10 protein-coding genes and 1 pseudogene are annotated in these 12,282 nt (G+C 62.5%); 6 read left to right on the plus strand and 5 right to left on the minus strand.

Annotation, left to right across the window (positions count from 1 at the left end; translation table 11 throughout):
- Nucleotide 1: 1 nt before the first annotated feature.
- The 4 genes from CO675_RS14880 to CO675_RS14895 all read right to left on the minus strand — a co-directional run bounded on the left by CO675_RS14880 (nucleotide 2) and on the right by CO675_RS14895 (nucleotide 2,076).
- Nucleotides 2-508 (minus strand): A24 family peptidase, encoded by a 507-nt coding sequence (locus CO675_RS14880; protein WP_198964609.1) that lies wholly within the window; start codon nucleotides 506-508, stop codon nucleotides 2-4.
- Nucleotides 509-578: 70 nt separating this feature from the next.
- Nucleotides 579-794: a hypothetical protein gene (locus CO675_RS14885; protein ID WP_097672645.1), complete on the minus strand. Its 216-nt coding sequence runs from the start codon at nucleotides 792-794 to the stop codon at nucleotides 579-581.
- Nucleotides 795-884: 90 nt separating this feature from the next.
- Nucleotides 885-1,100, minus strand: coding sequence for a hypothetical protein (locus CO675_RS14890; protein WP_097672646.1), 216 nt, complete (start codon nucleotides 1,098-1,100; stop codon nucleotides 885-887).
- Nucleotides 1,101-1,473: 373 nt separating this feature from the next.
- A complete protein-coding gene (locus CO675_RS14895) occupies nucleotides 1,474-2,076 on the minus strand; it encodes a hypothetical protein (RefSeq protein WP_097672647.1) in 603 nt (200 codons plus the stop codon).
- Between the two features lie 560 nt (nucleotides 2,077-2,636).
- Here CO675_RS14895 and CO675_RS14900 point away from each other — a divergent pair.
- The 6 genes from CO675_RS14900 to CO675_RS14925 all read left to right on the plus strand — a co-directional run bounded on the left by CO675_RS14900 (nucleotide 2,637) and on the right by CO675_RS14925 (nucleotide 10,661).
- Nucleotides 2,637-3,173 carry a LabA-like NYN domain-containing protein gene (locus CO675_RS14900; RefSeq protein ID WP_097672684.1) on the plus strand — a complete coding sequence of 179 codons (537 nt, stop codon included), beginning with the start codon at nucleotides 2,637-2,639 and terminating at the stop codon, nucleotides 3,171-3,173.
- Nucleotides 3,174-3,319: 146 nt separating this feature from the next.
- A complete protein-coding gene (locus CO675_RS39945) occupies nucleotides 3,320-3,790 on the plus strand; it encodes a hypothetical protein (protein WP_143279015.1) in 471 nt (156 codons plus the stop codon).
- Between the two features lie 249 nt (nucleotides 3,791-4,039).
- On the plus strand, nucleotides 4,040-5,755 hold the full coding sequence (locus CO675_RS14910; protein ID WP_097672649.1) for a TolC family outer membrane protein: 1,716 nt from the start codon (nucleotides 4,040-4,042) through the stop codon (nucleotides 5,753-5,755).
- A gap of 293 nt (nucleotides 5,756-6,048) precedes the next feature.
- Nucleotides 6,049-8,175 carry a type I secretion system permease/ATPase gene (locus CO675_RS14915; protein WP_245452764.1) on the plus strand — a complete coding sequence of 709 codons (2,127 nt, stop codon included), beginning with the start codon at nucleotides 6,049-6,051 and terminating at the stop codon, nucleotides 8,173-8,175.
- A gap of 12 nt (nucleotides 8,176-8,187) precedes the next feature.
- On the plus strand, nucleotides 8,188-9,438 hold the full coding sequence (locus CO675_RS14920; RefSeq protein WP_097672650.1) for an HlyD family type I secretion periplasmic adaptor subunit: 1,251 nt from the start codon (nucleotides 8,188-8,190) through the stop codon (nucleotides 9,436-9,438).
- Nucleotides 9,439-9,659: 221 nt separating this feature from the next.
- Nucleotides 9,660-10,661, plus strand: coding sequence for a transglutaminase-like cysteine peptidase (locus tag CO675_RS14925; RefSeq protein ID WP_097672651.1), 1,002 nt, complete (start codon nucleotides 9,660-9,662; stop codon nucleotides 10,659-10,661).
- Between the two features lie 76 nt (nucleotides 10,662-10,737).
- Here the strand turns inward: CO675_RS14925 and CO675_RS40545 are convergent.
- A pseudogene (locus CO675_RS40545) lies at nucleotides 10,738-12,282 on the minus strand (hypothetical protein); the annotation flags it as partial.

Here is a 12,282-nt window from a genome sequence, read left to right on the forward strand (position 1 = left end):
GTCAAAATCCTTTGCTCAAAATGGTCCAGATACCGCCGCATGCGATGGCGACGCCGTAGGGCAGCGGCGCATGTCGCACATGACGCCAGCGCTCGACCGCGTAGATCCGACGCGCCAGCGACGATCCTGCGGGCGCCAGCCTCGGATGCGGCAGGCGGCGCATCATCAGATGCACCGCGGCCAGAACGCCGCCGGCCAATGCGGTTACCGTCAACAGCTCAATCACACCGGCCAATGGCAGGCCGATTGCCAGGGCAACCAGCAATTTGACATCGCCGCCGCCGATCAGTCCGCGCTGGTAGATCACGAACAACAGCAGAAATAGAATCGAGGTGACAATCAGCGACTGGCCAACCTGCATCGGGCCGGCCAATTGGCCGACGATCCCGAGGAGCGCCAGCGCCAGGCAAATTTCGTTTCGGATCAACCGTGTCGCGATATCGATCGTTGCGACATAGAACAACAATGCGATTTCCAGACACGAGGTCGTGGACGCAATCCAATTCATGAAAATATGTGCCTCAGAAATGGTGGGGGGCATGGAATGATGCCCCCCTCCGAAGCGTGGTCTTCCGAATCTAGGCGGAGACCGCGGTCGTAACCGCAGTAGAGATCGCGGTGATCGCGGTGCTCAGCGCCTGGCCGATACCACTGGAAGTCGTGGTGCCGAACGCGGCGGCGACTGCGGCGACGATACAGGCGGCAACGATCACGTACTCGAACGACACGACGCCGCCCTTGTCCGTGCGCAGACGCAGCAACGCGCCTCTGGCCTTGATGTAACAACGCAACATGGAGCGAGCCTCCTTCTACCTTGCCGACATCTCAATCCTGTTGGCGGCTGCTGGCAGAAAAAATTCTGCCAGCGCCGTCAATGCTCGGATTCAGGCGGAGACGGCGGTGGTCAGAGCGGTCGTGATGCTGGTGATCGCGGTGCTCAGCGCCTTGCCGATCCCGCTGGACGTCGTGGTGCCGAACGCAGCGGCGACCGCGGCGACGATGCAAGCGGCGACGATCACGTATTCGAACGACACGACGCCGTCCTTGTCCGAGGCGAGACGCTTGATGGATTCGGAGGTCTGAATGTAAAGCTTCAGCATAGGAAAATATCCCTTTTACGAGTAAATTTACGCAATATGTTGGCGGGGGGCAAAATCCGGATGCCAACTAGGATTTTCTTATAATGCGTCGCAAGAAATCTGTCGATTGGTAATCGTTTATTAACCCTACCGGTGTAGCCGCTGACGCCTCTCCGCAGGCGCGACGCTTCGATGACAATACGCGAAACACCTTAAATTATAGGGTTTCCTGCATTTCGCGACATTTCATTCCAGCCGCTCCGTGCGAATACGGTGACGGCATCCAAAGGGTGCACCGGACAAGTTGTCGCGCGAGCGACGCCTGGCGTGACGGCGTCACAATCCGGTTCCACACGGCTACGCCGACCGTCATTCGCGGGCTGCACCGCTCGCCTCAGTAGCAGGTTCCGGAATCCCCTCCGAGCCGGCCACAGCTCTCCGGGTTGGACTGTCGCCACTGGGTGACCGCCGCCGGCGGCTTGCTCGCCTCGGTCGGCGCGGCCGGCAGCCTGCTGCGCTCTTCGTCAAGCAGCTGCGCATGGAGCCTCTGGATCTGGACGTTTCGCTCGAGCAGGGACATGGCTCGCGCTTGAACCTGCTCTGCCAACGCTTTGCGCAGGGCATTCTCCCGATCGAGCAGTTCAGGAAACGGCAACAGCGGCCGGACGAGCTCGGTCGCCTTGATCACGCACGACGCCCGTGCCACCGCTTGCGCGATCTGATCAGGAAAGGCGTTCCGGCACTCCGCGAGTGCGCCGCTCAGGTTCACCGTTACCGCCGCCGGTGCCGGTGCCGCTTCCGGCGCCGTCGTCGTCTCCGTCGCCGGCTCTGTTGCGGTCTCAGTTGCAGGTCCCGCCTCCTTTTCGACGGCCTGGCGAGCGGCCCCGCAACAGGACAGCAGGATGCACAGCGAAAGGGCAACCAGGCATCTCGCGCGCCTTGGCCAATCCTCCCTGGCCCGCCCCTCGATCGAGCGCTCGATTGTTGCGTCAGTCACGGCAAGCCCCCAGCGCGAGCCTCACCTGCTCCCTGCTGATACGATCGCATCGAGCAGCCGGTCGATCGCGACGGTGCGCCATCGATGAGGGCGAGAGACTCGTTGAGACGGCGCAGAAGACACACCGCCGCGCATCCACGCCCGCCAGCACCAACAAACTGTCTGCGCAATGCGGAGGCGCGGCGCCGTCCTCTCCCCTCCGGCGAAACCGGTATCGGCGAAAATCTGTATCTGCAAAAAAGTGGTATCTCGAAATATCGCATCGGCACCAAACGGCGCCGGTACACCCGATTGATTTTAGATGTAGTTTTGCTGGTGACGCAATAGTCGCCTCTCACGCAGCGGCGCGGCAGCTCGTCGGCACCGCAGCCCGCGCTGCACCATTGCCTTATCAACAGGCGCACGATCATCATGGCACCCGCCGGTGTCGAAAATTCCGCTTCATCACCGCCGAGTCCTTGCTCTAGGATCAGACATTTCAATTTGAGCGTCCAGCATGCGCTCGAGATATTTGCAGAACCAAAGCGTAGAGCGACTGATCCGGCGTCATGGGGCTTCAGATGACCGATCGCATTGCACTTTTCATCGATGGTGCGAATCTGCACACCACGGTCAAGAGCCTCGGCTTTGAAGTCGACTTCCGGCGATTGCTCTCGGAGTTCGGCAAGCATGGCCAAATCGTCCGCGCCTATTTCTACACGGTCGTGAGGGACGACGACGAATTCAGCAGCCTTCGGCCGCTGGTGGATTGGCTCGACTACAACGGATATGCAGTCAGGCGAAAGGCAGCCAAGCAGCACGACGACGGCGATGGACGGCGGCGAATGAAGCGCAGCATCGGCATCGAGCTCGCGGTCGATGCAATGGAAATCGCGCACCGCATCGACCACGCGTTCCTGTTCTCCGGCGATGGCGACTTGCGAGCCGTTGTCGAAGCTGTCAGGCGGATGGGCGTGCGTGTCACTGTCGTTTCGAGCATTCGAACGAAGCCGCCGATGATCGCCGATGAGCTTCGCAGAGACGCCGACGCCTTCGTTGAACTCGAGAGCCTCAGACCGTCGATCGAGCGGCCGGCGCATCCGATAGCGCCGGAGTGACGTTGCGGGCGCCTTCCGAGATCGCCGACGGAATCGGCTGCAGACGCGCGCGGCTCGGTCGACTGCATCCGTACATCACCGAGTTGCGCTGGCCGCGCGCAGCCATCAGTATGACCCCAACCAACGCAACTGCAGAGGGAAAGCCAATGTGGAGGTCGGTCGGCTGCGTCTTGTTGTTGCTGGCGACGGCAAACGCGGCGACAGCTGAACCTTCAAGGTTCACCTGTGACACCCCTCGAGGCAAACGGGTTGAGGTTGCCTCAGGCAAAGGCAATGACGTTCAGTGGATTGACGACGATCTCGATACGGTCCGGCCAACCGTCGTGATCGACGGCGAGACCTTCTCGGTCACCTGGGGGACGTCCGTCGCGACGGAAGGCAAGGGAGCCAAGCTCACCACCTATGTCTTTGCGGCCGCCCACCGCACTGCTGCGTCGATTTTTGCGACCCGCATCGACGAGACCACGGCCGAGATCTTCCGGTTCTATTTTGCCAGCAAGTCGCTCTACAAGCTGACGAGCCAGCTGGGGGGGCCCTCACCCGACGCCAAGCCCGCGCCCTTGGTTGCGACCTACCTCGCGATCTGCCACGAGCAGCAAGGGGCGGCCGGCCGTTAAGACGGAGTTAACTGACCTTTTCTGTTCCGGTCGCCGGTGTTGCTAGACGGCACCAGCCCGAGCGACCACTGAACCGCCGCCAAATCTTTGAATTTTAATAAAAATCCGAATATTTCCGGCCACCGACACCCCCATCCCGCCGCCCCACTTAGACCGGCTGTGTGGCTGAAATGTCATAGGTTACGGAACCGTCCGCTGTTAGCCTTCGTCAGATTCTACGTAATAATTTTTGTGTGTAGGGGCGGGATTATGAAATCGGCATACACGGTCATCGCGTGCCTCTGCCTGGCGGCAACGCCAGCATGTGCCGAGGTTTTTTCCATTAACGACGCATTGCGCCAGGCGATGCTGACCAACCCCGGCGTCGGCGAGGCTTCCGCCAACCGGCGGGCGACCGAAAGCGAGCTGCGTCAGACTCAGAGCACGCTGCTGCCGCAGGTGCGCATCGACGCTAGCTATGGCCCGGAAAAGTTCGACCAACCGCCGGGCATCATCACGCCGTCCATTCAGACACCGACCGTCGGTTCGGGACCGTGGCGCAACGGCAGCCAGGAATCAGTGGTCGTGCGCCAGCTGCTCTGGGATGGCTTCTCGTCGATCTATGACGTCTGGCGCCAGACCGCGCGCGTGAACGCCGCAGCTTCCCGTGTCAAGGAACGAACCGAGCTGCTGGCGCTCGACGCCGCCGAGGGCTACATCGACGTCGTGCGCTACATGCGGCTGGTCAGCCTTGCCCAGCAAAACGTCGCCAATCACGAGAAGATCTTTTCCAACGTGAACTCCCGCTTCTCGGGTGGCCGAGCCGGCGAAGGCGACCTGGAGCAAGCGCGGGAGCGCGTCGAGAGCGCGCGTGCGGCACTCGCCGAGTTCCAGCGCAGCCTCGATGATGCCAGGGCGAAGTACCGCAAGACAGTTGGCCTCGAGCCGATCAATGTTCGCTTCCCCAGCCCCCTCGCAGGTCTGCCGCACAGCCGCGACGAGGCACTGGCGACCACGCTGCGCTTCAATTCGACGATTGCGGCGGCGCAGTCCGACGCCGACGCCGCCAAGCATGCGTTCAAGGCGACCGACGGCTCGTTCGGCCCAAAATTCTATCTCGAGGGACGGGCGACCCATTACGATAACTCGTTCCCGTACGTGACGGCCCCCGGAAATCCTGCCGTTACCCATGAAGACTACAGCGGCAAGGTCGTGATGTCGTGGGACATCTTCCGCGGCGGTCAGGATGCCTGGAATCGGTCTGAGAAGGCCGAGCGCTATACCGAAGCCACCATGCGCCACGCCCGCTTGCAGCGCGATGCTTATGAGTCGATCGACAAGGCGTGGAATGCCCGTACGATTACGGCCACGCGCATTGCCGCTCTGGCACGCCAGCTGGAAGCAGACCGGAAGACCATCGCCGCCTTCCAGAAGGAATACGAGCTCGGTCAGCGTTCCCTCATCGATCTGCTGAACGCGCAGAATCAATTCTTCAACGCATCGGTCTCGCTCACCTCCGCCCGCGGTGTCGTCGTTTTCGCTGACTATCAGCTGCTGGCTGCGATGGGGACCTTGATCGAGTATCTGAAGGCTCCGCCGCCGGTCGACGCAGCGCCCACCGACATGCTTTCGATTGGCCTGCCGCGCTACTCGTTCCCCACCCTGCGCGTGAACCTGCCGCAAACCGGCCCCGAACCGCTGCATGTCGCCGTCCCGGCTGCCGCCGCCACGGTCCGCCCCGCCAAGGGCTATGCCGCGGCTTCGGCAGCTCAGCCGAAGGACACCGGTTTTGCTGACCGGTTCACCGGTGCGACCACGACCGCATCTGTGCCCGGTTCTGCGGAATGGATGCAGCAGCAAAAGAGCGCTGCGGACGGCCCGAATGTCATCTACGCGGATCCGTCGGTCACGGCGAATGCGAGTTCCTATGCGTCGACAAAGCCCCACTGGCTGCTGTCGGCCTTCCCGAGTGGTTCCGCTCGATAGGAGCCGCCAACCAAGATCAGGACTTCAGAAAGGGCCCCAAAAGGGGCCCTTTCCATTCCCGTATTAATACTTAAAGCAAGTTTCGCTGATTTTGTTCGCCATTTGTTGTAGCGTGCACCAAATCATCGCACGCGATTTCTGCATTTCCATTTTGGTTGTCGAGGTTTCAGTTGTTGTTTCGAACCCCCAGCGCGGCGGCTGACGCCGTCCGCCCCCCGTCGGATGACTCAACTTCAAAGCCTGCCGCGACAAGTCGGCCGCGCGCACTCGGCGACGATCCCCTCACCGCAACGTTGACTTATCTCGCGGCTTATCACGGCCGCGCCGTCAGCCGCGAAGCGCTGCTCGGCGGACTTCCGATCACGGATGGTCGCCTGTCCGTTTCGCTCTATGACCGTGCTGCCAGACGCGCGGGTCTGGAGACCGAGGCCGTCAAGCGCGACATTACGGACATTCCCGCGATGGTCTTGCCGGCCGTCCTCATCATGAAGAACGGCTCCGCGCTCATCCTCCTCGGTGTGGACACAGGGAACAAGACCATCAAGTTCGTTGATCCGGCCACGCCGAACGCCCCGCGCGTCGCTGAAGTTGCTTCGATCGCTGCGGACTATACCGGCTACGCATTCCTGGTGAGAAGCGCCGCGCAGGCCGATGCGCGCGCCGTCGCCGCAGGAGACATTCCCAAGAACCACTGGTTCTGGTCGGTGGTGAAGACGCACTGGCGCAGTTACGGCCACATCGCGATCGCCGCCTTTCTGACCAACATCCTCGCGCTGGCAACGCCGCTGTTCACGATGAGCGTCTATGACCGCGTCATCCCAAACGGAGCGATTCCTTCGCTGATCGCGCTCTCGATCGGCATGGGGCTCGGCATCGTCTTCGATTTCGTCTTCCGCATGGTCCGCAGCCGCATGATCGACGTGACCGGCAAGACCATCGACGTCGTGCTCGCCGCCAACATCTTCGAGCATGTGATGTCAGTGAAGTTGGCGCAGCGCCCGACCTCCGTCGGCATCATCGCCAATCAGCTCCGGGACTTCGACTCGGTGCGCGAATTCTTCACGTCCGGAAGCGTGGTTTCGGCGACGGACCTGCTGTTTGCCATCCTGTTTGTCGGCGTGCTGTTCATGATCGCAGGACCGCTGGCCTGGATCCCGCTGATCATGCTGCCTCTCGTCATGCTGATCGGCTTCCTGCTGCAGCGCCCGCTCGATCGCGCCATGAAGCGCTTGCAGGCCGAATCCGCGGCCCGGCACGGCGTGTTGGTCGAATCCCTGTCCAGTCTGGAAACTGTCCGCGCGACCGGCGCTGAGGCCCGCATGCAGACCTTGTGGGAACGCTCGGTCGCGGCGACCGCCCGCTCGGGCGAGGACGTTCACTTCTGGTCGTCGATGTCGCTGACGAGCGCGAGCACGGCCCAGCAGATCACGAGCCTGCTCCTTGTCGTCGTCGGCATTTTCCTGATCCTCGACGGCAAGCTGAGCGTCGGCGCGCTGGTCGCCGCAAATATGCTCGCCGGCCGCATTCTGGCGCCGATCGCCGGCATCGCCTCCGTGATCACCAAGGGAACGCAGACGCTAACGTCCCTCAAGGCAATCGACCGCATCATGTCGATCGAGCGGGAACGATCGCCGACCCGATCCTACGTCGCAAGACGGATCGACGATGGCAAGGTCGCCTTCGAGAACGTCTCGTTCGCCTACCCCAACGCGCCGGGCAACGCGCTCGAAAAGGTCAGCTTCAAGATCGAAGGCGGAGAAAGGGTCGGCATCATCGGCAGGGTGGGATCTGGCAAGACCACGGTCGGGCGGTTGCTGCTCGGGTTCTACGAGCCGAAGGAAGGCCGCATCCTGGTCGATGGCGTCGACTCGCGCCAATACGATCCTTCGGATCTGCGCGCCGGCATCGGCTTTGCGATGCAGGACACCGACCTGTTCTACGGCAAGCTGCGCGACAACATCGCGCTCGGCAAGCCAGAGGCGACCGACGAGGAAATCCTGCTTGCCGCGCGGCTCTCCGGCGTCGAGAGCTTCATCGCCGGCCACCCGATGGGATATGACATGCCCATCTCGGAGGGCGGCCGTAGCCTGTCGGGCGGCCAGAAGCAGGCGATCGGGCTCGCGCGCGTCTTGATCCGCAAGCCGCGCGTGCTCTTCCTTGATGAGCCGACCGCGCACTTCGATATCCGCAGCGAGCAGGAGTTCCTCGAGCGGCTCAAGGGATTCCGCGACGAGCGGATGACCATCATCATTTCGACCCATCGTCTGTCGCTGCTGAACATGGTCGATCGCCTGCTGCTGTTCGACAACGGCCGCCTGGTTGCCGACGGCCCGCGCGACAAGGTGCTTGCCCTTCTGCAAGGAAAGCCCGCGTCCACGGCTCCGGCGCCCGAGAATACGATCCAGCCGAAATCTGCATAACGAGCAAATATTATGGCGTCTTCCGATTTTGCGTTTGCAAATGATATCCGGTCCGCGGCGCTGCTACGCACGCCCCGCACCTCTCGCATGCTGCTGTGGACGTCCTGCGCGCTGCTCGCGACGTTCGTGACGTGGGCGCATTTTGCCGTGCTCGACGAGGTCAAGCGCGGCAGCGGGCGCGTCGTGCCGTCGCGGCAGATGCAGGTGGTGCAATCGCTCGAAGGTGGAATCGTCGGCGACATCCTGGTGCGGGAAGGCGATATCGTTCAGCAGGGCCAGTCCCTGATGCGCATCGAAGACACGAAGTTCGCCTCCGAGTTCGGCGAAATCCGCGAGCGCCGCGCGGCGGCGGCGGCGCGGGTAGCCCGCCTCGAGGCCGAGGCGCGCGGACGAAGTGAGATCACCTTTCCCGACGAGGTCGACAAGGTGGTTCCCGCTGCCGTCGCGACCGAGGCCAGCGTGTTCAAGATGCGGGCCCAGAAGGTCGCGCAGGACATCGACGTCCTCAATCAGCAGGTCACTCGCCTCACCGGCTCCCTGAAGCTGTTGGAACGCGAGCAGACCCTGACCCGCAAGCTCTATGAGCAGAAGGTCGTGCCCGAGATCGAGATGCTGCGGCTTGACCGGCAGGCTACCGACATGAAGGGACAGCTGGCCGAGGCGCAATCCAAGATCGCGAACATCACCGCGTCCTTCCGCTCGCAGGCCGACGAGGACCTCGCCAAATCGCGCGGCGACCTCGCCGTCCTCGACGAGAACATCAAGTCCGCCCAGGACCGCGTGCGCCGCACGGACTTGAAGGCGCCGGTCCACGGCATCGTCAACAAACTGAACGTCAGCACCATCGGCGCCGTGGTGGCGCCCGGCGCCAACCTCATGGATATCGTGCCTCTGGACGACACGCTGCTGGTCGAAGGCCGGATCCGTCCCCAGGACATCGCCTTTATCCGTCCCAACCAGGACGCGGTGGTGAAGATCAGCGCCTATGATTCTTCGGTCTATGGATCGCTGAAGGGCAAGGTCGAACGCATCAGCGCCGATACGATCGTCGACGACAAGGCGGAAAGGACCGAACGTCAAGAGACCTTCTATCGGGTCATGGTGCGCACCGATAAGAACCATCTCGGCAGCGAGCAGCATCCGCTGCCGATCATTCCGGGAATGGTGACCACGGTCGAAGTCCTGACCGGCGAGAAGTCCGTGCTGGACTACATCGTCAAGCCCGCTCGCCTGCTGCGTGACGAGGCCCTGCGCGAACGCTGATCGGAACCACGGAGTGCGTGGTTAACCGATCATGACCTGCGGTCGTTCAATTTCGAACGAACCGGCAAACCCTGGATTGACCGCCTTCCCGACAATCCAGGCAGCAGCCCCCTCTACTTAACTCCGCTTAAGCCGCCAAGGCGCCAGTCTGCGTCCCGATAACAGCGGGGACGCAGATCGACGCACAGACGTTGACGGTCCCCGACATTGGGGACGTCATTATGAAGTCGCTGAAGATTGCTTCGTCGGCGGTCGTGGCCGTGGCCGCATTTTCAATAAATCTTTGCGCAGCATCATCCGCGTTTGCCGCGGACGAGCTTTCTCTCGGCAATCCCGCCGGCGAGCTCGCGCCGGCCTCGGATGCCGCAGCGAACCGCCCGCCCGCCACCTTCTTCACCATCACCGACGTGCTGGCCAAGCTCGACCGGCAGCGCGGCCGTGGTCCGAACGCCATTCGCACCGCCTCGCTGACGCCACTGAACGCACTTCCCGCCGCGAAGCCGCTGCCGCCTGTCGGCACCGAGCCGTTCGGCCTGTTCACCTTCCGCGCACCGGAGAACGGCCTGTGGCGCAAATGGCGCGGCCTCGAATCCGATCTTGCGAGGGAGCAGGCCGTCCTCGCGCATTGCCGGGAGAACGCCGCCGGCTGCCCGCCCAATGCCGCGCAATTCCTCCGGCTGATCAACGCGGTCAAATCCAAATCCGGACGCGATCGGCTGGATGAGGCCAACCACGCCGTCAACCAGGCGATCCGCTATGTCAGCGACTTCGCCCAGCACGGCGAGGCCGACCGCTGGACGGCTCCGCTCGCTACCTTCGCGACCGGCAAGGGCGATTGCGAGGACTACGCGATCGCGAAATACATCGCGCTGAGCGAAGCCGGCTTCCCGCGCGAGGAGCTGCGCCTGGTGCTCGGCCGCGATCGCGCCATCCGCCAGGATCATGCCGTGTTGGCGGCACGGCTGGACGGCCATTGGCTGATCCTGGACAGCCGCCGCTCGGAGCTGATCGACGACGGCGAGCTCGACAACTTCACGCCGATGTTTGCGATCAACGAGCGCGGCGTCCAGCTGTTTGCTGCCCCCTACGCCAAGCGGCTTCCGCTCGGCGACGAGCTCGACGCCGCACCAGCGGCCGCCAATACCGCGGACGCCGAATGGACCGGCGTCGAGGCGCCTGAAGCCGCAAGCCCACTGCCCGGCTTCCTGCCCGTGCTGATGTAACGGCGCGCGGGCAAGGGCAAATAAAAAATCCGCGGAGTTGATCTCCGCGGATTTTCGCCTTCGTGGCTGATGTGGCCTAGAACGTGTGGATGTTCGCCGCTGCCGGCACACCGGTGCTCACGTGGGCAAGATCCACCTTATCGCTGCCCGTGCCGTTGGCCGAATACCAGAGCTCTCCCGTCGTATTGTTGAAGAAGAACTTGTTGGCGCTGGCACTTTCGTTCCAAGCGGTCGCGGCACTCTCAGTCCCACCGGTGGTGGCCGACGACGTGAACTGGCCTGCCGTGATGGCCGTCGATGTTCCGATCGTTAGATTCTGACTGGCGACATCGACGAAAATCTTGTCGGCCAAGGCGGAGAAGTCAGTGATCGTGTCGTGTCCGCCTCCTGAGCCCGGCAGAACGAAGATGTCGTTGCCGCCACCACCTGTCATGGTATCGTTGCCGCCTCCACCTACGAGGGTCTCATTGGCGGAGCTGCCCTGGATCGCATCATTGCCTGACGTTCCCTGAAGGGTCGTGTTGCCATTGATGTTGATGTTGATGGTTCCCGACGCCACGTCACCGTCACCGTCAATCGTCGATACATTGAAGCTCAGATTCTGGGAGAGATTCTGGGTCGATTCAACTCCGACGCTGACCAGGTCGACCTTGCCGCTGCCCGTCACGTCCGTGAACTGGACAGTGTAGAGCTGCAGACCGCCTGGCGCTGCCGGAGTCGACCATTCGGTAGCCACTGAGGTGTGCGTGGAAGGATCGAAATCACCAGACAGCGTTACGATGGACGCCGTGTGCACCCCGTCCCAATAGGAAACGACGTAGTGGATGTCGTCCCCACCCTTGTAGTTAGAGAACGTGTAGTTCGCGACCGATTCGGGTCCCGGAGGAACGAACGTTGCGTTGTGGACTGGGCTGGCCGATGCGCCGGTCGTGAAATCGAATAGCAGCTTTTCATTGGGATCGAAGTTGTTGTTGTCGACACCCCAACCGTTGGTAGATCCGTTCACACCGCCTTGTCCCCCGCCGGTGGCCGTACCCGAAATAACTGCCAATTGATCGGCTCCAGACGCGAGAATCTGCTCCTGGGCGGGTCCCGCGCCGAAGGACGTTGAACCGCCGACATTTTCGATCGTTGTCGCCGTGAACGGCTGCAGCAAGTCGAACGTGTAGTGATCGGTCGCGGGATCGAGCGTCAGCGTGAAGATGTCGTTCGCTGGCGACGGAGCCGCACCTACATAGGCAGTCAGTATCAGTCCCGATGCATCGACGGAGTAATGCACCGCTTGGCCGTCGAACGTCAGGCCAGCCGGCGCCGTGTCCCCGGTCAGGGTTACCGTATAGGCGCCGAAGCCGTCGGCCCCGGAGTACACTGGCATGTTGCCAGTGACGGAAAGTCCTCCGACGTCCGCAATGATACCATGGTCGATCGTGCCGAATTGCGGCACGTCATCGATCACGGTGATCGCCAGCGACGTCGCCGCCGCAGCCGCGACCGTGTCGCCGTCGGAGTCGGTCGCCAGGATCATCGAACCGAAGTCGATCGCCAGCGTGTTCTCCACCGCCGTACCCGCCGGCGGCGGCGCATGATCAAGATGCGCATCCAGCGTGAAGGTGTAGGCACC

Origin of the sequence: Bradyrhizobium sp. C9, from assembly GCF_002532045.1 — a bacterium.
Lineage (GTDB): Bacteria > Pseudomonadota > Alphaproteobacteria > Rhizobiales > Xanthobacteraceae > Bradyrhizobium.

What these genes read in the sequence shown, in the direction of transcription:
- CO675_RS14920 (WP_097672650.1), top strand. Translation starts at nt 8,188, where the DNA reads ATGGCGTCTTCCGATTTTGCGTTTGCAAATGATATCCGGTCCGCGGCG.
- CO675_RS14890 (WP_097672646.1), bottom strand. Translation starts at nt 1,100, where the DNA reads ATGCTGAAGCTTTACATTCAGACCTCCGAATCCATCAAGCGTCTCGCC.
- CO675_RS14910 (WP_097672649.1), top strand. Translation starts at nt 4,040, where the DNA reads ATGAAATCGGCATACACGGTCATCGCGTGCCTCTGCCTGGCGGCAACG.
- CO675_RS39945 (WP_143279015.1), top strand. Translation starts at nt 3,320, where the DNA reads ATGTGGAGGTCGGTCGGCTGCGTCTTGTTGTTGCTGGCGACGGCAAAC.
- CO675_RS14900 (WP_097672684.1), top strand. Translation starts at nt 2,637, where the DNA reads ATGACCGATCGCATTGCACTTTTCATCGATGGTGCGAATCTGCACACC.
- CO675_RS14880 (WP_198964609.1), bottom strand. Translation starts at nt 508, where the DNA reads ATGAATTGGATTGCGTCCACGACCTCGTGTCTGGAAATCGCATTGTTG.
- CO675_RS14925 (WP_097672651.1), top strand. Translation starts at nt 9,660, where the DNA reads ATGAAGTCGCTGAAGATTGCTTCGTCGGCGGTCGTGGCCGTGGCCGCA.
- CO675_RS14885 (WP_097672645.1), bottom strand. Translation starts at nt 794, where the DNA reads ATGTTGCGTTGTTACATCAAGGCCAGAGGCGCGTTGCTGCGTCTGCGC.